This is a genomic window from Aeromonas mytilicola subsp. aquatica, assembly GCF_044336385.1.
Taxonomy (GTDB): domain Bacteria; phylum Pseudomonadota; class Gammaproteobacteria; order Enterobacterales; family Aeromonadaceae; genus Aeromonas; species Aeromonas rivipollensis.
In genome coordinates this window covers 2,590,575-2,611,693 of the sequence record NZ_CP172298.1, presented here as the reverse complement: position 1 = coordinate 2,611,693, position 21,119 = coordinate 2,590,575, and the positions used below count along the sequence as shown (strand labels likewise).

General features: G+C 64.9%; 17 protein-coding genes. 7 read left to right on the top strand and 10 right to left on the bottom strand.

Going from position 1 to position 21,119, the window contains the following annotated elements:
* The first annotated feature begins 75 nt into the window (after positions 1-75).
* Positions 76-882, top strand: coding sequence for a crotonase/enoyl-CoA hydratase family protein (locus ACFWHB_RS12020; RefSeq protein ID WP_395948494.1), 807 nt, complete (start codon positions 76-78; stop codon positions 880-882).
* Between the two features lie 81 nt (positions 883-963).
* On the opposite strand, the gene ACFWHB_RS12015 is transcribed toward ACFWHB_RS12020, so the two are convergent.
* Complete coding sequence (locus ACFWHB_RS12015) at positions 964-2,457, bottom strand: alanine/glycine:cation symporter family protein (protein WP_042653678.1); 1,494 nt, start codon at positions 2,455-2,457, stop codon at positions 964-966.
* Between the two features lie 310 nt (positions 2,458-2,767).
* On the opposite strand from ACFWHB_RS12015, the gene ACFWHB_RS12010 reads away from it, so the two are divergent.
* Both ACFWHB_RS12010 and ACFWHB_RS12005 read left to right on the top strand, forming a co-directional pair.
* Positions 2,768-3,199 carry a GNAT family N-acetyltransferase gene (locus ACFWHB_RS12010; protein WP_395948493.1) on the top strand — a complete coding sequence of 144 codons (432 nt, stop codon included), beginning with the start codon at positions 2,768-2,770 and terminating at the stop codon, positions 3,197-3,199.
* A gap of 19 nt (positions 3,200-3,218) precedes the next feature.
* Positions 3,219-4,028: a zinc-dependent peptidase gene (locus ACFWHB_RS12005; protein WP_395948492.1), complete on the top strand. Its 810-nt coding sequence runs from the start codon at positions 3,219-3,221 to the stop codon at positions 4,026-4,028.
* A gap of 78 nt (positions 4,029-4,106) precedes the next feature.
* Here the strand turns inward: ACFWHB_RS12005 and ACFWHB_RS12000 are convergent, their stop codons facing one another.
* The 9 genes from ACFWHB_RS12000 to ACFWHB_RS11960 all read right to left on the bottom strand — a co-directional run bounded on the left by ACFWHB_RS12000 (position 4,107) and on the right by ACFWHB_RS11960 (position 16,017).
* Positions 4,107-4,703 (bottom strand): acetate uptake transporter, encoded by a 597-nt coding sequence (locus ACFWHB_RS12000; protein ID WP_163136871.1) that lies wholly within the window; start codon positions 4,701-4,703, stop codon positions 4,107-4,109.
* Between the two features lie 842 nt (positions 4,704-5,545).
* Positions 5,546-8,446, bottom strand: coding sequence for a DUF748 domain-containing protein (locus tag ACFWHB_RS11995; protein ID WP_395948491.1), 2,901 nt, complete (start codon positions 8,444-8,446; stop codon positions 5,546-5,548).
* Between the two features lie 327 nt (positions 8,447-8,773).
* Positions 8,774-9,187, bottom strand: a complete 414-nt coding sequence (locus ACFWHB_RS11990) for a MerR family transcriptional regulator (protein ID WP_111912089.1) — start codon at positions 9,185-9,187, stop codon at positions 8,774-8,776.
* 69 nt (positions 9,188-9,256) lie between these two features.
* Positions 9,257-10,228 carry a hydroxymethylglutaryl-CoA lyase gene (locus ACFWHB_RS11985; RefSeq protein ID WP_395948490.1) on the bottom strand — a complete coding sequence of 324 codons (972 nt, stop codon included), beginning with the start codon at positions 10,226-10,228 and terminating at the stop codon, positions 9,257-9,259.
* The gene (locus ACFWHB_RS11980) at positions 10,225-12,186 is read right to left on the bottom strand and encodes an ATP-binding protein (RefSeq protein WP_395948489.1); all 1,962 of its coding nucleotides are present in this window, start codon (positions 12,184-12,186) and stop codon (positions 10,225-10,227) included. Before ACFWHB_RS11980 ends, ACFWHB_RS11985 begins: the two co-directional genes overlap by 4 nt.
* Entirely contained in the window at positions 12,183-12,317 is a 135-nt protein-coding gene (locus tag ACFWHB_RS11975; RefSeq protein ID WP_395948488.1) for a hypothetical protein, read from the bottom strand. The genes ACFWHB_RS11980 and ACFWHB_RS11975 overlap by 4 nt, the downstream gene beginning before the upstream one ends.
* On the bottom strand, positions 12,314-13,168 hold the full coding sequence (locus tag ACFWHB_RS11970) for an enoyl-CoA hydratase-related protein (RefSeq protein WP_395948487.1): 855 nt from the start codon (positions 13,166-13,168) through the stop codon (positions 12,314-12,316). Before ACFWHB_RS11970 ends, ACFWHB_RS11975 begins: the two co-directional genes overlap by 4 nt.
* 10 nt (positions 13,169-13,178) lie before the next feature.
* Complete coding sequence (locus ACFWHB_RS11965; protein WP_395948486.1) at positions 13,179-14,813, bottom strand: carboxyl transferase domain-containing protein; 1,635 nt, start codon at positions 14,811-14,813, stop codon at positions 13,179-13,181.
* A gap of 55 nt (positions 14,814-14,868) precedes the next feature.
* Positions 14,869-16,017, bottom strand: coding sequence for an isovaleryl-CoA dehydrogenase (locus ACFWHB_RS11960; protein ID WP_395948485.1), 1,149 nt, complete (start codon positions 16,015-16,017; stop codon positions 14,869-14,871).
* A gap of 276 nt (positions 16,018-16,293) precedes the next feature.
* Here ACFWHB_RS11960 and ACFWHB_RS11955 point away from each other — a divergent pair, with 276 nt between their 5' ends.
* The 4 genes from ACFWHB_RS11955 (at position 16,294) to ACFWHB_RS11940 (ending at position 21,105) form a co-directional block, all read left to right on the top strand.
* The gene (locus ACFWHB_RS11955) at positions 16,294-17,805 is read left to right on the top strand and encodes a CoA-acylating methylmalonate-semialdehyde dehydrogenase (protein ID WP_395948484.1); all 1,512 of its coding nucleotides are present in this window, start codon (positions 16,294-16,296) and stop codon (positions 17,803-17,805) included.
* Positions 17,806-17,915: 110 nt separating this feature from the next.
* Positions 17,916-19,073, top strand: a complete 1,158-nt coding sequence (locus ACFWHB_RS11950; RefSeq protein WP_395948483.1) for an acyl-CoA dehydrogenase family protein — start codon at positions 17,916-17,918, stop codon at positions 19,071-19,073.
* A gap of 144 nt (positions 19,074-19,217) precedes the next feature.
* Entirely contained in the window at positions 19,218-20,015 is a 798-nt protein-coding gene (locus tag ACFWHB_RS11945) for an enoyl-CoA hydratase (protein WP_262110055.1), read from the top strand.
* Positions 20,008-21,105, top strand: coding sequence for an enoyl-CoA hydratase/isomerase family protein (locus tag ACFWHB_RS11940; RefSeq protein ID WP_395948482.1), 1,098 nt, complete (start codon positions 20,008-20,010; stop codon positions 21,103-21,105). Before ACFWHB_RS11945 ends, ACFWHB_RS11940 begins: the two co-directional genes overlap by 8 nt.
* The last annotated feature ends 14 nt before the right edge of the window (positions 21,106-21,119 follow it).

Here is a 21,119-nt window from a genome sequence, read left to right as displayed (position 1 = left end):
GCCTCCCTGTACCTGCCGATAACACTCTGGTAACGTTGTGGTATGACCAGTGTCGGCACAAGGAAGAGGAAGGAAATGGACAAGCCAAGGATCAGGTGCGAGATCCGGGACGGCATCGCCGAGGTGATGCTGACCCGGGGGGACAAGCTCAATGCGCTGGACAGGGCCATGTTCGGCGCCATCGACGAGACGCTGAACCAGCTTGCGCGCCACAAGGGGCTGCGGGCTGTGATCCTGCACGGCGAGGGGCGGGCGTTCTGCGCCGGGCTGGATGTGAAATCCATGCTGAGGCAGCCGGTGGCTGCCCTGGACATATTGAGACGTGAGGCGGATGAGGCGACCAACCTGGCCCAGCGGGTCGCCTATGGTTGGCACCAGTTGCCGGTGCCGGTGATCGCCGTGACCCAGGGGGTCTGTTTCGGCGGCGGCCTGCAGATAGCGCTCGGGGCCGATTTTCGTTTCAGCACCCCGGATTGCCGCTTCTCGGTGATGGAGATCAAGTGGGGCATCATCCCCGACATGAGTGGCAGCGTCACCCTGCGCAATCTGATGGGGGTGGACACCGCCATGGAGCTGGCCATGAGCGGCCGCGAGCTGGATGCCCTGGAGGCCAGGGCGCTCGGGCTGGTGAGCCGGGTCTGCGAGGATCCCCTCGACGCGGCGCGGGAGTTCGCCAGGACCCTGATCACCAAGTCGCCGGATGCGCTGGCGGGGATCAAGCAGCTCTACCATCAGGCCTGGGCCCGCAGCGATGAGGTGATGCTGAAGGAAGAGACCCGGCTGCAAAAGCAGATCTTGGGGCGCCCCAACCAGTGGCGGGCGACCCTCAACAGCCTGTTTCGCTGGCGGCTGCCGTTCGGACCCCGCCGCAACGCGCTCTGAACCGGCGCTCACTCTCAAGAGAGCACAAATAAAAATGGCAGCCTAAGCTGCCATTTTTTTATCTGTTTATGGGTCAATGGTTCAGGTGGACTGGCGGTCCGGCTCGAACGGATGACCGGATTGCTCTTGCTCCAGGTTTTGCTCGGAGCGGCGACCCGTCCAGTAGTCGGCGTTCTTGATGCCGAGTTTCTCCGGGTGGAACACGGGATCCAGCCCCAGGGCCTTCTGGGCCTCATAGTCCTTCAGGCAGGCGAAGGCGGGCTTTTGCAGCAGCAGTATGGCACCGATGTTGAGCCAGGCCATCAGGCCGACCCCGATGTCACCCAGACCCCAGGCCAGATCGGCGGTCTTGACGGTGCCGTAGACGGTGGAGGCCATCAGAGCCAGCTTCAGCAGGAAGGTGAGCCAGGGGCGGTTGATCTTGCGGTTGATAAAGGCGATGTTGGTTTCGGCGATGTAGTAGTAGGCCACTATGGTGGTGAACGCGAAGAAGAACAGGGCGATGGCGACGAAGTAGTTGCCAAAGCCGGGCATCATGCTCTCCATGGCGGTCTGCACATAGCCGGGGCCGGCCGCGATGCCGGCGATGCCGGTATAGATGGCCGCGCCGTCCGGTCCCTGTACGTTGTACAGGCCGGTGATCAGCAGCATAAAGCCGGTGGCTGAGCAGACGAACAGGGTGTCGATGTAGACGGAGAACGCCTGCACCAGGCCCTGTTTGGCCGGGTGGCTCACGGCGGCGGCGGAGGAGGCGTGCGGGCCTGTGCCCTGAGCCGCTTCGTTGGAGTAGACGCCGCGTTTGACGCCCCACATGATGGCCAGACCCAGGATGGCACCGAAACCGGCTTCCATCCCGAAGGCGCTCTTCCAGATCAGCAGGATGACGCCTGGCAGCTGGCCGATGTTGAGGGCGATGATGACGCAGGCGACGATGATGTAACCCAGCGCCATGAAGGGCACCACAGTACTGGCGAAGCTGGCGATGCGTTTGACGCCGCCGAAGATGATGAAGCCGAGCAGCAGCGCCAGACCGGCGGCGGTGACGTTCGGATCGATGTCAAAGGCGGTCTGCAGGCTGGAGCCGATGGAATTCGCTTGCACCCCTGGCAGCAACACGCCGCAGGCGAAGATGGTGGCGATGGCGAAGGTCCAGGCGTACCACTTCATGCCGAGCCCTTTCTCGATGTAGAAGGCCGGGCCGCCGCGGTATTCACCGTTGATCTTCTCCTTGTAGACCTGACCCAGAGTGGACTCCACGAAGGCGGAGCTGGCGCCGAGGAAGGCGACCATCCACATCCAGAACAGGGCGCCCGGGCCCCCGAAGGTGATGGCGGTGGCGACGCCGGCGATGTTGCCGGTACCGACCCGACCGGCCAGGGTCATGGCCAGCGCCTGGAAGGAGGAGACACCCGCATCCGTGCTCTTGCCATCAAACATCAGGCGCACCATCTCTTTCATGTGGCGCAGTTGCAGGAAACGGCTGCGCAGGGAGAAGTAGAGGCCCACCCCCAGACACAGATAGATGAGCGCTGGGCTCCAAATCACGCCATTGATGGCATTGACGATCTCATTCATGTACAACAACTCCTTTGTTGCGCTGTCTTGGCGAGGTCTATGCCTCGCTCCCTTAACATTGAAATATGCGGTGACCAAGGGGGCCACTCAGTATTGTGCGGGACTTTCGACTGGTTAGTCCGCGGGATTTAACATATCGGTTTGTATCGGCCCTTCCTAGTGAAAAGTGTTGTCACTTTGTTAATTTGTGAATTGACATTAACAAATGGTGCGTGGAACTGGACAAGATTCGGAACTTACCCATCAGGTGCATCTTTTCCAGATCCAGGGGCCCGCAGGGCATAGTGCAAATAGGAGGCCAGGAGTGACAATGAGAGAAGATAACTGCACCATTCGTCTCGCCGAGCGGGGGGATGGCGCCCTGTTGTCGGCGCTGTTCGCACAGCTGGGTTATCCCACCCCGGGTGAGGAGGTGGACGAGCGGCTGGCCGAGCCGGATCCCGCTCGGGAGGTGCTGGTGGCAGAGCGTCATGGGGACATGGTGGGGGTGCTGATCTGGCATCGGCTGCAACCCATGCACCTTGCACCAGCCTGGGGCCTGATCTCGGCGCTGGTTATCGATGAAGGTGCAAGGAGCGGCGGCATTGGCGCCCAGCTGCTGGCGGAGGCCGAGGCGCGGGCGCTGGCCTCGGGTTGCAGTCAGCTGGAGCTCTCCAGCAGCCTAAAGCGCGAGGGTGCTCACCGCTTCTACTTGGCGCAAGGGTATGGCGAGCGGCCGAAACGGTTCGTGAAATTATTCTGATGTGGCATGAGGAGTCTGTGTGTTCTGGTCCAGGTTGAAAGCGGTATTCGGTCTTGCATCCCCCGGGGAGCGTCATGCCCCGCAGGCGCTGGAGTGGCAGCAGGCCCTGGCGGCCGTGCCCATCTTGCAGGGCTTTTCCCGCGATGAAGAGCAGCAGCTGATTGAACTGGCCCGCCACTTCCTCTCCCGCAAGACGCTGACCCAGCTCGGGGTCGAGCTCAGCCCCCGTCAGCAGGGAGTGCTGGCCCTGCAGGCGGTGCTGCCCATACTGCATCTGGGGTTGGAGTGGTATCGCGGCTTTCACGAGGTGATCATCATCCCCGAGCCCGTTACCCGCCGTCAGGAGGTGCAGGACGAGTTCGGGCTGGTGAGCGAGTGGGAGGAGGAGAACGCCGGCGAATCCTGGCCTCAGGGGCCCCTGGTGCTGGCCTGGAGCGAGTTGCAGCAGGATGGGGACTGGGATGGCTTCAACCTGGTGATCCACGAGCTGGCGCACAAGCTCGACATGCTGGGGGGGGATGCCGACGGGGGGCCACCGCTCCCGAGCGGCATGGATCAGCGGCAATGGACCCAGGCGCTGCAGAGCGCGTTCGATGAGATGAATGCAGAGCTGGCCAGGGGAGAGGTGACGCAGATAGATCCCTATGCCGCCACCCACCCCGCCGAGTTTTTCGCGGTGTGCAGCGAGAGCTTCTTCACCGAGCCCCTGCGCCTGCGGACCGTCTATCCCGCCGTCTACGAGCAGCTCGCCCGCTTCTATGGTCAGCAGCCTGCCGCCCGCTTCCCTGCCACCCGATTGCTGGCGGGGGATGCCGAAGAGCACAGCTGACCGGCGTCCCGGCGACAGAAAAACAAAAGGCACCCGAGGGTGCCTTTTGTATGGGCGCGAGCGCCAGGGCGCGGCAGATTATGCGGCAGCCTTGAGCGACACGGCGGCGGCTTTCTTGTGATCGCCAATCGGCAGCACAGTGCGGCCGAACTGCTCGTTGATCACGGTGGCCATGGCCAGGTAGATGGCGCTGGCGCCGCAGATGATGCCTTCGAAACCGGCGATGGTGCCGATCAGGGTGCTGCCGGTGAAATCACGGGCGGCCAGCAGGAAGAACAGCACTGTCAGGGAGGCGAACACGAACTGCTTCACGCGCGGGAAGTTGACGGTGCCAACCAGCATGAAGAGGGTGAACATGCCCCACATCAGCAGGTACCAGCCCATGTAGGCGTGGGGAGTGGCTTCGGCCAGACCCATGGTCGGCATCACCAGCAGGAACACCAGGCTCCACCAGAAGGTGCCGTAGGAGATGAAGGCGGTGACACCGAAGGTGTTGCCACGCTTGAACTCCATGATACCGGCGATGATCTGGGCCAGACCGCCATAGCACAGGCCCATGGCCAGGATCATGGCGCTGATGGGGAAGAAACCTGCGTTATGGATGTTCAGCAGAATGGTGGTCATACCGAAACCCATCAGACCCAGAGGGGCAGGGTTGGCCAATTTTTCGCTCACGTGGCGTTCTCCAAAAAATAGAGGTGGGGGTTGATAAAAGACGCGCGATTTTAGGCAGGCTCTTGGTCCCGAGCAAGGGGGTGAGGGGGCTAAATGGTAAAAAAATGACACGAAATTTTAAGTGACCAACCATTCGTGCCATTCAGGTAGACGACAGGTGAATGGATAACGTTTTCAATGTTGCTTTTTTGTGTGCTTGGCTCCCGAAATGAAAGCGGGCAACAAAATACACCTCTGCTGCTATGACCGGGTTGTGGGTACCGCCTCGCCCTTGAGCAAGGGATGCCCGGGTGGAAAATTCATCTCATATGCCATCAGACAATGGTTGTTCAACCCCCTTTGATGACCCCGAGCCTTCCGCTGCATGCTGTTGCCAGCGCCCTGTTTCGCAGGAAATACGTCCCTGGGGCAGGGTTGAGGCCGGAGTTGCGTTACTGGTCCCTACGCCAGGCAGGGGCGTACTTGGGACCGGACAGAGGCTGGATAGAGGAGAGTGTGGCGCTGCTGGTCCCGACACAGGGATCCGGCCAGCGAAGCCGACAAATCTCCTTCAGGAGGCGCGGGACAAGAAGGAAGGTCCGCGTATTTCTCGCCATCAGCTTGAGGGGAGGGCGCGGGCACACAGAGGCTGTCTGCCCACCGCCAGGGAGGAGGCCGGTGTGGTGCGCAGGGTTTGCCCATCTTCCCATGGGGTGGACAGGTGCCGGCTTGTCAGCCTCTTCACTGGGGAGGAATGGCGCAAGGCTAAGGGCGAGTGGATGGTAAAGATAAGAGCTAAGCGGTGATCAGAGAGGGCGAGCCAGAAGGGGGAAGATCCCCCTTCGCCGGGCCATCACAGCGGCTCAATTATCCAGGGTGAGGACCACCTTGGCTTCCTTGTCGGTCTCCTTGACCTGGCTGTCGAGCACAAACAGGCGATCCGGCGTGATGCCCTGGGTATCCACCAGATACTCCTTGGTGTTCTGGGCTCGGCGCATGGCGAGGTTGCGCAGGGACTTGGCGGTGATCAGCTGCTGGTCCCGCAACAGGATCACTGCCTGGGCGCGCAGAGCCGGGCTCTGCGCCGGGAGCGTCAGGCGATCGGCCAGGGTGCCGAGGTTTTCGCTGAACTTGGCCTCATAGGCCTCGGCCAGGGCACTCTGCAGGGCGGGGTCCTGCTCCAGCAGGGCGAGATCCACCGGGCTGCCGGTGATCTTGGCCAGCACCCGCTCCAGCTTCTGGCGCTGCAATAGGGGGCGCTCCTGGTTGAAGTTGACCTTGCCGCGGATGTTCATGCTGAGCCTGGGTCTGTCTTTCAGTGCCTGGGCCAGGGTGGTCAGCTTGCTCTGCTGGGTCGGGGTGAGGGTGGGATCGCCTGGCAGGAAGGGGAGCTCATCGAGATCCTTGGTGCCGCCGGTCAGGGAGGCCAGCAGGGAGAAGGGGGAGGTGATGGCCTTGCCGAGGGTGTTGCCGAGCACGTCCCAGAAGATGTTGCCCAGGCTGAAATCCGGCTGATCCAGGTTGCCCTTCACCTTGAGGTTCATCTTGATGACGCCGCTGGCGTCGCTCAGCAGGGCGATGGCAAGACCCAGAGGCAGATCCTTGGCCTGCTCGCTCTTGACCTTCTCGCCGAGCTGCAGCTTCTTGATGGTGATGTCGTTGTCCCCCTCCAGCCGGTTGCCCTGCAGCTTGTAGTTGAGCTTCATGGAGAGCTGCCCCTTGTCGATGGCGTAGCCGGCATAGGTGCTGGAGTAGGGGGTGAAGGTGGTGAGCTCCAGATTGTTGAAGGCCACGGCGACGTCGAGCACGGGATCGGCGATCAGCAGGTTGGCGCCGCCCCTTATGGTGACGGGGGCATATCTGTCCACCTTGCCGTTGAAGTCGAGCTCGGAGCGCTGCCCCGGAATATTGGTGATGTGGCGGCTCTGGCCCGCGAGGGAGGCGATGTCTACCACGAATTCCGGGCTCAGGCTGCGATCGGCAAATCGCAGGTTGCCCTGGGTGGTGCGGACCTGGTCGATGAGGATGTGCGGTGCGGGGGCGCTCTGCTTGCTGGCCGGTTGCGGCAGCAGCAACTGCTGGACGTTGGTGACCCCAGTTTCGCTTATCTCGATGCGGGCGAAGGGTTTGTTCAGCAGTATGTCGGCTATCTTCAGCTGCTGGCTGATGCCGTCATAGTGCAGGCCGCTCAGTTGCAGCTTGTCTATCTGCAGCAGTCGCTGGTTGTCGGCCCGATCCAGCACGTCGAGCCCCTCGATGTCGAGCCCACCGCTGACGTCCAGCTTGCTGAAGACCCCCTTGTCATCCGTGGTCAGGGCCAGTTTGGTGTGGCTGGCAAGCTGGCCATCCCGCACGCTGATGCGCAGCAGATCCTGCAGATAGGGCTGGGCCAGGGTGAGCGGCAGGCCCTGTTGCTTGAGGGTGCCGTTCAGGGCTAAGGGGCTGAGGTCCAGGGTGCCATCAAAGGCCACAGTCGCCTGGGGATGCAGGGTGCCCTTCAGGGTGAGAGGGCTGCTCTGGCCGGGTTGGCTGCCGAGGGGCCCCAGAGTGAGCTCCAACCCCGAGAGATCCCGCAGCAGGGGCTTGCCGCTGCTGAACTCGGTCAGCTTGAGCGCCCCCTGGCTGATGCGGGCCTGCTTGAGCTGCCAGCGCCAAGGCTTGCTCGCTTTCGGCTGTTTGGCCGCCGCTTTGGTGCTGGGCGGCGAGATCAGCAGCGCGGCCAGGTCCAGTTGCTGCTTCTCATCGAGCACGGCGGTGACGGCGGGTGCCTTGAGGGTGAGGGCCCCAACCTCGAGGGACTGCTTGTTGCCATCGACCCGGATCCCGGTCAGGGCCAGCTGGTTGAAGCGGGCGAATTCGCTTCCCTTGTTTCTATTGAGCTGCCAGTTGGCCAGGGTCAGCCTGCCCTTGGAGATCTGCCATGCCAGCCCCTGCTTGCCTGACGTGAGCCGGTACGCCAGCTCGGCGCTGGCCTCTCCCTTGGCCAGTGTGGCCTTGACATAGGGGGCCCAAAGCGGGGCCAAGGGGGCGAGGGACAGCTTGCCGAGGCTGAGCTGCCCCTTGCCGGCCCCCGTCATGATGTTGAATTCACCGTCGGCCTTGAGGGGGCTCTTCTCATTGAGGGTCGCACTCAGCCGATAGGGGTTGAGGGCCGTCGGCGCGCTGGAAAAATCGGGCAGTTGCAGGGCGATCTTGCCGAGCGTCAGGGGCGGTACCCAGCCCGGGCTGCGCTGCTTGCGGCTATCCCGGTAGTGAAATTGCCCCTGGACCAGGGCCAGCTTGCCGATGCTTATCACGACGGGCTCGGTGGCAGTCGGTGGCGTCTGGTCTTGCACTGGCGAGAGCAGGGGGGCGAGTGCCTCGGTCAGGTTGAAACTAACCTCTCCCTTGTTGTCCGCCAGGCGCACCAGATCCACCCTGGGGGCGGTCAGGGTCAGCTCCTCCAGCACCAGGGCCCTCTGGCGCCAGCTCTCCTTTAGTCTGGGTATGAGCCGCAACCCGTCGAACGACACCAGGGGATGTTGCTGCTCATCGAGCAGGGCGCTGGGCCCCAGGGTGAGGGAGGGGGAACGCAGCCCGACCTCTATCTTCCCCAGGGTGAGCTGCAGACCATAATGGGTGGCGAGCCAGCCCGGCAGGTGGCGCTGGATGAGGTTGGGGGCCTGCCAGAGCAAGATGGTGACGCAGATGAGCAGACCGGCGCAGAGATAGAGGGCGTAACGCAACAGGCGAGCGGGCAGAGGCTTGAGCATGATGGTCTCCATTTGATGCGCACATGGTAGCAATTAATCGCCGTTCGATCATGGTATGGCTCTCGGGCTGCGCCTTGCTCTGTCCGGGTTAGCCGAATTATTGAGCAAGGCTAGGCCTCCCGCACCAGGGTGGGGCCCTGCCTTTTTGTTCGGGATGGATGGGAGATTGAGCAGGCGGCAGCCTTTCACACCCACTCGGATGGGCTGCGGGCAGGTCAGCGGTGCCCGGTGAATCAGGCCTTGAAGCAGACGAGCCTTGTCAGGGCCAGGGTCGCCTGCCAGCCCCCTGGCCCCATCTGTGCCATGACATACTTCGGGGCGAGCGGCCCCCAGAACCCGTCAATCCGCGTCTGTCTTCAAGCCGCTCAGGGAATGGATGCAGCGCTGCTCGGCGGCATCCAGCTCGGCCATCACCATCTGGATATCTTCGAGCTGCTGGCGCAGGGAGTGGCGCCGCGCCTCTATGAGCTGGATCATGGAGTGCAGCTGCATCCGGCTCGAGCGGTCGGTGTCATACATGTCGAACAGCTCGCGGATCTCCGCCAGGCTGAAGCCGAGCCGCTTGCCACGCAGGGTCAATTTCAGGCGGATCCTGTCCTTGTGGCTGTAGATGCGGGTCTGCCCCTCCCGGGCCGGGGTGATCAGCCCCTCGTCCTCGTAGTAGCGGATGGTGCGCGGGGTGATGTCGAACTCCTGAGCCAGCTCGGAGATGCTGTAGGTTCTCTCCTTGCCGCAGAAGCTGCCGGCTCTCATGGCCTGATCCTGCATGGGGTTACCTCCTGACATGACGACATGCTGCCGCTCTTCCAGGCGGGGGCGTTTTCAGGGGGCATGGCACTCTCCTTGTGCTATCTCATCGAGTCCTGGCTGCTGCTGTCTGGCCCTGGCATGGAGCGCCTGCCCGACCCGGGAGCCGTTGGGGCGGCCGAGCTGCTCGCTCACCCACTGGCCGGTGGCGGCCAGCTTGTCGAGGTTCACTCCTGTGCTCATGCCAAGGCCGTGCAGCAGGTAAACCACCTCTTCCGAGGCGACGTTGCCGGAGGCGCCGGGGGCATAGGGGCAGCCACCCAGCCCCGCCACAGAGCAGTCTATGGTGCGGATGCCGCGCTCGAGCGCCGGCAGCAGGTTGGCGAGCCCCTGGCCATAGGTATCGTGAAAGTGCACCGCGAGCCGGCCGGCCGGGACTTCGTGCAGCACAGCATCTAGCATGGGCACCACAGTGCCCGGGGTGCCTATCCCTATGGTGTCGCCAAGGGAGATCTCGTGACAGCCGAGATCCAGCAGCCGCTCGGCCAGGGCGGCGACCCGTTTCGGGCGGGTCGGACCGTCATAGGGGCAGGCGATGACGGTGGAAAGGTATCCCCGCACCTTGATGCCGAGGCGGCGCGCTTCCGCCACCAGCGGGGCGAAGCGGATCAGTGACTCTTCGACGCCGATGCCGATATTGGCGCGGGTGAAGCCGTCTGAGCAGGCGGTGAAGAGGCCAATCTCGTCGACCCTGGCCTGGATCGCGGCCTGCAGACCTTGCAAATTGGGCACCAGGGCGCCGTAACGGGTCGCTCCCTTGCGGGGCAGGGCCTCAAAAAGTTCGGCGGAGTCTGCCATCTGCGGCACTCGCTTCGGGGAGACGAAGGCCCCCACCTCGATCCGTTGCAGGCCGCTCTCGGCGAGGCGGTTGATAAGCAGAAGCCGCTGCGCCAGCGACAACAGGCGGGGTTCGTTCTGCAGCCCATCCCGCGGTCCCACCTCCACCAGACTGACCCTGTCGACGGGCGTGCCATGCTCCTGGCTCATGCTGCACCTCCCTGAGCCTTCTCTGCGCTCGGGTCGGCAAAGTGCACCAGGACGGCACCCTGACTCACCTGCTCCCCCTGGCGGCAGCAGAGGGCGGTGATCACCCCCTCCTTGTCTGCTTTCAAGACATGTTCCATCTTCATCGCCTCCAGCACCAGCAGGGGTTGCCCCTTGCTGACGGATTGCCCGACCTCGACCAGCAGCGCCACCACAATGCCGTGCATGGGGGCCAGGGCGCCCTGGGCTGTTTCGTGATCATGATGTGGCCTATGGCGTTGATCATCGGCGGCGAAGGGAATGCGCCTGCCATCCAGTTGCAGCACTAAGGCGGCCTCTGCCGCCGGGGTGACGGGGCAGCGCACCCAGCGGCCCGCCCGCTGCAGGCGGATATGATCAGTGCCCAGCTCGTAGGGGTAGGTTTCCCCCTGCCAGGTGAGCCGACCGGCGCGCTCGGCCAGGGTCAGCACCCGGGCCTCCTCGCCGATCCGCACCGCCGCCGTCAGGCTGCGGCTCTCGCCCAGCCGAAAACCGGGGGCTTGCTGCCAGGGGGAGGGACCGGTGCGACTGGCGAGCCAGAGGGTGGCCAACGGCCAGGCGAGGTCCGGGGTGCCCAAGGGTTCGGTGGGAATGGGCCACTGGGTGTGGTGCGCCATGGCCAGCACGTCCGGATCCTCACACAGGCGCAGCAGCAGCGGGCCGTTGTGCACCAGGGGGCCGAGACTCAGGGCCGCCAGGGCATCGGCCAGCCTGGCAAAGGCCTCGGCGCGGCTCTGGCCGTGGGCGACCAGCTTGGCGATCATGGGATCGTAATAGGGGCTCACCTCATCGCCGGCGGCGACCCCGGTGTCGATGCGCACCCCCTGTGGCCAGTGCAGCCAGTGGATGGGGCCGCTGGCGGGCAAGAAGCCTGCGCCTACGTCCTCGGCGTAGAGGCGCGCCTCCACGGCATGGCCGCGCAGCACCACTTCCTCCTGGGTGAGCGGCAGCGGCTTGCCCTCGGCGACTGCCAGCTGCCAGGCCACCAGATCCTGGCCGGTGACGGCCTCGGTGACAGGGTGCTCCACCTGCAGCCGGGTGTTCATCTCCATGAAGAAGAACGCCTCCCCGCACAGCAGAAATTCGATGGTACCGGCCCCCACATAGTCGATGGCCCTGGCGGCGGCCACGGCGGCCTCGCCCATGGCGCGGCGAAGCGCCGGGGCTATGTTGGGGGCGGGGGCCTCTTCGATTACCTTCTGGTGGCGGCGCTGCAAGGAGCAGTCCCTGTCCCCCAGGTAGATGGCGTTGCCGAGGGTATCGGCGAAGACCTGCACCTCCACGTGACGGGCGCGGGCGAGATAGCGCTCAAGCAGCACGTTGTCATCCCCGAAGGCGGCCAGGGCTTCCCGTTTCACCGCCGCCAGGGCTGCGTCAAACTCGTCTATCTGCTCGACCCGGCGCATTCCCTTGCCGCCGCCGCCGCTGGCGGCCTTGATAAGGAGGGGGAAGCCGACCTGGTGCGCCTGATCACGCAACAGGGCCGGCGTCTGATCCGCGCCGTGATAGCCGGGCAGCACGGGAACGCCGGCCGCCTGCATCAACGCCTTGGCGCCGGATTTGTCCCCCATGGCGAGGATGGCGGCGCCGCTCGGGCCGATAAAGCGCAGTCCCTGTTGTGCACAGGCGCTGGCAAAGTCGCTGTTCTCCGACAGAAAACCGTAGCCGGGGTGCACGGCATCGGCCCCGGCCTCGCGGGCAATTGTCAGCACCTTGGCGGCATCGAGGTAGCTCTCCCGCGCGGGGGCAGGCCCCAGGTGCCAGGCCTCGTCCGCTTCCCGCACATGCATGGCGCGGGCGTCGGCGTCCGAGTAGAGGGCTATGGTGTGAATGCCGAGGCGGCGGGCGGTCCGGATGATGCGCACGGCTATCTCGCCCCTATTGGCGATCAGCAGGCGCTTGATGGGAGCCTGATCTGTCATGTCTGCTCCTGGTGAATAAAGGCACACTCGTTCATGAAGAGATCGAGGGGGGCAAGGCGTTGATCCGTCCCCCGGTTATCCTCGCCGTGGTTGGCAACAAGAGGGCGCTTGATGGGCCGGTATTGAGTCATGTCTCATCCTTGAAACGGGGGCGCCAGTTGGGGGGGCGCTTGTCGAAGAAGGCCTGCATCCCCTCCTGGGCTTCGAGTCCGACCCGCACCCGGGCTATGGTCTCGACGGTTATCTCTTCGTGTTGATGACCGGGCTGGTGCTCGATGGCGGCCAGCAGCCGCTTGGTCTCCTTCATCGCCTGGGGGCCGTTGCGGCACAGACGCATGCCTAAAGCCCGCCCCTCAGAGAGCAGCTTCTCCGGCGCACAGAGCCGGTGTGCCACGTTGAGGCGGCAGGCGGTGATGGCATCGAAGGGCTCGGCGCTCAGCATGTAGCGGCGGGCCTGGCGCATCCCCATGGTGCGCACCACATAGGGGCTGATCACCGCAGGCACCAGCCCCAGGCTCACTTCTGAGAGGCAGAAGCGGGCGTCGTCGCTGGCCAGCACTATGTCACAGGCACAGAGCAGGCCGAGTGCTCCGCCATAGGCCGCCCCCTGCACCAGGGCCACGGTGGGGAAGGGCAGCTCGTCCAGGGCTTGCATCAGCCTGGCCAGCACCCGGGCATCCTCCCGGTTTTTTTCAAACGAGCTGGGATCGAAGTCGCTATGGAGCTGATTGCGCATCCAGTTGAGATCGGCACCGGCGCAAAAATGCCTGCCCTCTGCCCGCAGCAGCAGGACATGGGGGCGTTCGGCCAGTGGCTGGCCGTGGCGATGGGCCAGATCATCCAGGCAATCGAGCAGCTCCTGCATCAGATCGGCATCGAGGGCGTTGTGGCGGGCGGGGCGCGCCAGCACCAGCTCAACCAGCGGACCGTGGCGCTCAAGCCGACAGCCAGCCAGGGGGTCATTGCACAGTGGATCGGACATGTCGAACTCCTTACATCCTGAAGATGCCGTATTGCTCGGGCCCGGGCTTGGCCCCCTGGCAGGCGGCCAGCGCCAGGGCCAGCACGGTGCGGCTCTGGGCGGGATCGATGACGCCGTCATCCCAGAGCCTTGCGCTGGCGTAGTAGGGGTGCCCCTGGCGTTCATATTGCGCGATGACGGGGGCGCGGATGGCGTCCGCCTCCTGCTCCCCCAGGGTCTTGCCGTCGGCCGCCAGCTTGTCCCGGCGCACCTGCACCAGCACGTTGGCAGCTTGCTCGCCCCCCATGACGGAGATGCGACTGTTGGGCCAGCTGAACAGAAAATCGGGCTCATAGGCGCGGCCGCACATGCCGTAGTTGCCGGCGCCAAAGCTGCCCCCGACGAGCAGGGTTATTTTGGGCACCCGGCTGCAGGCGACGGCGGTGACCAGCTTGGCGCCGTGTTTGGCGATCCCCTCCCGCTCGGCCTGTCTTCCCACCATAAAGCCGGTGATGTTTTGCAAAAACAGCAGGGGAATGGCGCGCCTGTTGCACAGCTGGATGAAGTGGGCGCCTTTCTGGGCGCTGTCGCTGTGGAGCACGCCGTTGTTGGCGAGTATCCCCACCGGCATGCCCTGGATGCGGGAGAACCCGGTGACGAGTGTGGTGCCGAACAGGGCCTTGAATTCGTCGAACACAGAGCCATCCACCAGGCGGGCGATGAGCTCCCGGGCGTCATAGGGGCGCTTGAGGCTGGTGCCCACCAGGCCGTAGAGCTCCTCTATGGGGTAGAGGGGCTCATCGTAGCTTGGTGCTGAGCTTGCGAAGCCCAACACCGGAAAATCTCTCGATTGCGAGGTGGGATCCCCAAGATTGCCAACCAGAGTGCGTGCTATGGCCAGGGCATGGGCATCGTCCTCGGCCAGGTGGTCGGCCACCCCGGAGTGGGCGCAGTGCACCAGGGCCCCCCCCAGGGCCTCGGCGCTGATCTCCTCGCCGGTGGCGGCTTTGACCAGGGGCGGGCCCGCCAGGAAGATGGTGGCCTGTTCCCTGACCATGATGGACTCATCCGCCATGGCGGGCACATAGGCGCCCCCGGCTGTGCACAGCCCCATCACCACGGCGAGCTGGGGGATATTCTGGGCCGACATGCGGGCCTGGTTGTAGAAGATGCGGCCAAAATGCTCCCGGTCGGGGAACACCTCGTCCTGCATGGGGAGGAAGGCACCGCCGGAATCCACCAGATAGAGGCAGGGGAGGCGCAGCCGCTCGGCGATGGCTTGGGCCCGCAGGTGCTTTTTCACCGTGAGCGGGTAGTAGGTGCCCCCCTTGACGGTGGCGTCGTTCACCACCAGCAGGCAGAGCCGGCCCGCAATCTGGCCGAGCCCGGTGATGATGCCGGCGGCGGGCACGGGTTCCTCATAGACCTGCCAGGCAGCCAGGGCCGAGAGCTCGAGGAAGGGGGAGCCCGAGTCCAGCAACTGATTGATGCGCTCGCGGGGCAGCAGCTTGCCACGGCCCTGATGGCGGGCGTTGTTGGCCGCCCCGCCGCCCTGGGCTATCTCGGCGAGACGGGCGTTGAGATCGGCCACCAGGGCCTGCATGGCCTCCCGATTGGCGGCAAAGTCGGCGCTCGTGGTATCCAGGCGGGAGTGGATCTGGCTCATGGGTTCTCTCCCATCTGGTTGTTGTTGCCGATGGCAGGTGACAAAGGGAGAAGCATCATGCGTTATCTCCCATCAGCTCACGGCCGATGAGCCAGCGGCGAATTTCCGAGGTGCCGGCGCCAATCTCGTAGAGCTTGGCGTCCCGCAGCAGGCGGCCTGTGGGGTATTCGTTGATATAGCCATTACCGCCGAGCAACTGGATGGCATCCAGCGCCATCTGGGTGGCATTCTCGGCGGCAAAGAGGATGGCGGCGGCGCAATCCTTGCGGCTGGTATGGCCCAGATCGCAATCGCTCGCCACCGAATAGACCAGGGCGCGACTGCTGGCGAGCCGGGTATACATGTCGGCGAGCTTGCCCTGCACCAGCTGGAAATCCCCTATGGCCTGGCCGAACTGCTTGCGTTCACGCACATAGGGGAGCACCACGTCCATGCAGGCCTGCATGATGCCAAGGGGGCCGGCGGCCAGCACCACCCGCTCGTAATCCAGCCCGCTCATCAGTACCCGGGCCCCGCCGTGCAGGGCGCCGAGCAGGTTCTCTGCCGGCACGGGGCAGTTGTCGAACACCAGCTCGCAGGTGCTGGAGCCGCGCATGCCGAGCTTGTCGAGCTTCTGGGCCGTGGTGAAACCCGGGGTGCCCGCCTCGACGATAAAGGCGGAGATCCCCTTGGCCCCGGCATTGGCATCCGTCTTGGCATAGATGACGAAGGTGTCCGCGTCCGGACCATTGGTGATCCACATCTTGTTGCCGTTCAGCACATAGTGATCCCCTTCGCGCACCGCGGTGAGCCGCATGCTGACCACGTCGGAGCCGGCCCCCGGTTCGCTCATGGCCAGTGCCCCCACGTGTTTTCCGCTGACCAGATCGGGCAGATAGCGCGCCTTCTGATCAGGGGTGCCGTGGCGGTGGATCTGGTTGATGCAGAGGTTGGAGTGGGCGCCGTAGGAGAGGCCGACCGAGGCGCTGGCACGGCTCACCTGCTCCATCACCAGCACATGGGCCAGATAACCCAGATCCACCCCCTCATACTCTTCCGCCACAGTGATGCCGTGCAGCCCGAGCTCACCCATCTTTGGCCAGAGGTCGCGCGGGAAGGCGTTGCTCTGGTCAATCTCGGCGGCGCGCGGGGCGATCATTTTCTGGCAGAAGGCCTCGACCTGCTCGGTCAGGGCGCGGAGGGTTTCATCCATCAGGGCATGCATCCTTGCTCTCCTTGGTCTCTGGTGCTCACCAGTCTCGCGCCTCCGAAACGGAGGGAAAACTGGTCAGTCCATTCGTGATTTAAGTTTACGTTAGCGTAAGCGTAAATGAGTTGTTAGTCTAAGGTAAATTCGTTGAGTGCCGACTGCAAGGGGCATAGCCCCGAGCGGGCAAACGCAAGGAGTGAGCAAGATGATCAGCGAGTGCATCCGGTCTGCCGGTCTGCCTGAAGGACTCTGGCACAGTGCCAGCCACCGGGCAGCCAAGGAGAGTGCGGCATGAGCCAACACCACACCCAGTACGGGGATCTGCCGCTCTATATTGGCGGCGAGGCGTACCCTTCCGCGAGCGAGCAGTGGATCGAGGTGACCAACCCGGCGGATCAGAGCCTGCTGGCGCGGGTGCCGAGAGCCACCCCGGCCGAGGTGGAGCTTGCGGTGCGCCGCGCTCACGACGCCTACCTGATGTGGCGGGAGGTGCCGGCCCCCGAGCGGGCCCGGGTCATGTTCAACTACCAGCATCTGCTCAAAGCCCATCACGACGAGCTGGCGACCCTGCTGGCCCAGGAGACGGGCAAGAATCTGGCGGACGCCAGGGGAGATGTGTGGCGCGGCATCGAGGTGGTGGAGCAGGCCTGCGGCGTCGCCAGTCAGACTCTGGGGGAGACCATGGGCAACGTGGCGCGCCGGGTGGATGGCCACTCCTGGGTGCAGCCGCTGGGGGTCTGCGTCGGCATCACGCCGTTCAACTTCCCGGCCATGATACCGCTCTGGATGTTCCCCCTGGCGGTGGCCTGCGGCAACGGCTTCGTGCTGAAACCTTCCGAGCAGGATCCGCTTACCCCCATGCGGCTGGCCGAGCTGTTCACCGAGGCGGGGGCGCCAGCGGGCATCCTCAGCGTGGTGCACGGCGGCGCCGAGCAGGTGGATGCGCTGCTCGCCCACCCGGACGTGAAGGCGGTGAGCTTCGTGGGTTCTGCCCGGGTCGGGGCTCATGTCTATCGCACCGCCACCGACCACCTCAAGCGCGCCCAGTGCTTCGTCGGTGCCAAAAATCACATGGTGATCATGCCGGATGCCAACAAGGCGCAGGTGCTGAGCAACTTGGTGGGGGCCGGGGTGGGCGCCGCCGGTCAGCGCTGCATGGCCATCAGCGTGGCGGTCTTCGTGGGCAGCGCCCGCGACTGGATCCCGGATCTCGCCGCCGAGTTTGCCAGGGTCAAGCCGGGTGTCTGGCACGATTCAGAGGCCGCCTATGGCCCCCTTATCAGCCCTGAAGCCAAGGTACGAGTCGAGGGGCTGATTGAAGCAGGCATGGCCGAGGGGGCCCAGTGTCTGCTGGACGGGCGTTTTTGCGACGTGCCCGGTTACCCGGTGGGCAACTGGGTGGGGCCGACCCTGTTTCGCGGCGTGACGCCCGAGATGCGCATCTATAAGGAGGAGATCTTTGGCCCCGTGCTCGCCTGCCTGGAGGTGGAGAGCCTGGACGAGGCGCTCGCCCTCATCAACGACAACCCCTATGGCAACGGCACCTCCATCTTCACCGGTTGCGGCGCCGCGGCCCGCAAGTTCCGCCATGAGGTGGCGGTGGGTCAGGTGGGGATCAACGTGCCGATTCCGGTGCCGCTGCCCTTCTTCTCCTTCACCGGCTGGCGTGGCTCCTTCTACGGGGATCTGCACGCCTATGGCAAGCAGGCGGTGCGTTTCTACACCGAGACCAAGACGGTGACCGAGCGCTGGTTCGACGAGGACATACCGACCGGCCCCAACATGACCATCCACCTGCGGTGAGCAATGGCTGATGGGTCGACGGCACTCCCGCCGACGCCCACCATGGCTATCCCCCTGTGGTGAACGGTGGATCTGCGACAAGCAATCGAGATAACGAGGAAGCGAACAAGATGGATTTTACCCTGACCGAATCCCAACGGGCCTGTGTCGACTCGGCCGGTGCCTTCGCCGATCTGGCGCTCAAGCCCCACGCCGCGCGCTGGGACAGGGAGCACGAATTCCCCATCCCCACCATCAAGCAGGCGGCGGCGATGGGGTTATGCGGCCTCTACACCCCGGAGCAATATGACGGCCTGGGCTTGAGCCGGCTCGACGCCAGCCTCATCTTCGAGCGCCTGGCCATGGGCTGCACCTCCACCACGGCCTACCTGACCATCCACAACATGGTGAGCTGGATGCTGGGTAGCTGGCTGCCGGCCGAGGTGGCGGCAGAGTGGGTGCCGAGGCTGGCCAGCGGCGAGCTGCTGGGCTCTTACTGCCTCACCGAGGCGGGGGCGGGATCGGACGCCGCCGCCCTCAAGACCCGTGCGGTACGGGATGGCGAGACCTATCTTATCGACGGCAGCAAGGTCTTCATCTCGGGGGCGGGCAGCACTCAGGTGCTGGTGGTGATGGCCCGCACCGGGGGCGAGGGGGCCAAGGGGATATCTGCCTTTATGGTGCCCGCCGATACGCCGGGTGTGAGCTACGGCAAGGCGGAGGAGAAGATGGGCTGGAACAGCCAGCCGACCCGGGAGGTGAATTTCAGCGCCGTGCGCATTCCCGCCCGCTACCGGCTGGGGGAGGAGGGTGAAGGGTTCAGGTTTGCCATGCAGGCGCTCGATGGGGGGCGCATCAACATCGCCAGCTGCTCGCTGGGAACAGCCCAGCAGGCGCTGGATGACGCCCTGGCCCATGTGCAGCAGCGCCAGCAATTTGGACACCCGATCAGCGAATTCCAGAGCGTCCAGTTCCGCCTCGCCGACATGGCCACCGAACTCGCCGCCGCCCGCCTGCTGGTGCGCCAGGCCGCCGCCAAGCTCGACAGCGGCAGCCCGGACAAGAGCGCCTGGTGCGCCATGGCCAAGCGTTTTGCCACAGACGTGGGTTATCGCGTCTGCGATGAGGCCCTGCAACTCTTTGGTGGCTATGGTTATATCCGCGAGTACCCGCTGGAGCGCTACCTGCGCGACACCAGGGTGCACCGCATTCTGGAAGGCACCAACGAAGTGATGCGGCTCATCATCGCCCGCCGCCTGCTGGGGGATCCCGGTTTGTCGCTGGAGTAGAGGGCGGTGGCTGCCCGTTTTCCTACTTCTGCCGGGGGATGGCTGACAGGCGCCGCGCCGTCGTCAGGCTTTGTGAGCCAGCCGAATTTCGGCTCCATTCAACCCTGTCATCATGGCGGCAGGTTTAATGACAAGGACAGTGCAATGACAAGGATCAGGCTCGAATATCACGGTCACGTGGCCTACATCACGCTCGACCACCCGCCTGCCAACACCTGGACTCTGGCCAGCCTGCAGGCCTTCTTGCAGATGATGGTGGAGCTCGACAGCCGCCCCGACGTGGTGGCCCTGGTGATCCGCGGGGCGGGGGACAAGTTCTTCTGCGCCGGCGCCGATCTCAAGATGTTTGCCGACGGCAATGTGGAGCACGCCCGCGAAGTGGCAGAGGCCTTTGGCCGCGCCTTCGAGGCGCTGGCCCGCTTCCACGGGGTGAGCATAGCCGCCATCAATGGCTTTGCCATGGGGGGCGGATTGGAGGTGGCGCTGGCCTGTGACATTCGCATCGCCGAGCAGCAGGCGCTGCTGGGGTTGCCTGAGGCCTCGGTGGGCTTGCTGCCCTGCGCCGGCGGCACCCAGCGGCTCACCGAGCTGGTGGGGCCGGGCTGGGCCAAGCGGATGATCCTCTGCGGCGAGAAGGTGAGCGCCACCCTGGCCTACGAGATGGGGCTGGTGGAGGAGGTGGTGACCGAAGGGCACGCCTGGACGGCGGCGCAGCAGATGGCCCAGCGGGTGGAGCGCCAGAGCCCCAGTGCCCTGCGCGCCTGCAAGCAGCTCATCAATCAGGGGCGCAGCGGCCACAGGGATGCGGCCCTGCCCCTGGAGCGCAGCCTGTTCCTCGCCCTGTTTGACGATGCCAACCAGCGCGAGGGGGTGGCGGCCTTCCTCGAGAAGCGTGCCCCGCGCTGGCGTTATGACAAGAGTGCGGGAGAGTCCCATGACTGAACCCGTGCGCCTGGCAACCCATCCCACGGCGGACGGGCACTTCATCGGCATCCTGACCCTGGACAGCCCCGCCTCCCTCAACGCCCTGAGCCTGCCGATGATCCAGCGCCTGCAAGGGGCGCTCACGGCGTGGGAGCAGGACCCGGCCGTGGTCTGCGTGCTGTTGCAGGGGGCCGGAGAAAAGGCATTCTGCGCCGGTGGCGACATTCGCTCCTTCTATTACCGCCAGCAGGAGGAGAGCGAGCAGGTACTCTTTGCCTATGCCCGCGACTTTTTTGAGCAGGAATACCGGCTGGATCACCATATCCACAGCTACAGCAAGCCGCTCGTCTGCGTGGCGGACGGCATCTGCATGGGGGGCGGTATCGGCCTCTTTGCCGGCGCCGATTTTAGGGTGGTGACCGAGAAGAGCCTGTTCGCCATGCCGGAGGTGACGATCGGCCTCTACCCGGACGTGGGGGCCAGCTGGTTCTTGAGCCGTATGCCCGGGCGACTCGGGCTCTGGCTTGGCCTCACAGGTGCCCGCTTCAACGGGGCGGACGCCCTGGGGCTGGGGCTCGCGGATCACGCCATGGCGAGCCGTGAGCGGGCCGAGCTGCCGGCGCGGCTCGCCGCCCTCGACTGGGCCGACCAGGGCGATCCACGCGAGCAGATAGATAGGCTGCTGGGCGGGCTGCACGCCGAGGCTGGCGAGCAGTTGCCGGCCCCGGTGATCCTGCCCCATCAGGCCAGGATCCATGCCTTGCTGGCCGGACGCACCCTGCAAGGGGTGCTGGACAGGTTGGACAGGGCCGAGCTGGACGCACCCGACCTGGCCCGGGCCCGCGACACCTGCCGTACCGGCAGCCCCATCAGCCGCGCCATCCTCTGGCGCCAGTACTGGACGGCGCGCCGCCAGTCACTGGCCGAGGTGTTTGCCGACGAGCTGGCGCTCTCGGTCAACTGCGTGCTCAAGGGGGATTTCGTGGAAGGGGTGCGGGCCCTGCTCATCGACAAGGACAAATCACCCCGCTGGCAGCCGCCCCGGCACGGCGTTGACTGGCTTGAGGATTTCTATCGCTGGCCCGAGGGGACCAACCCCCTGGCCTAGCGCTGCCAAGGGCG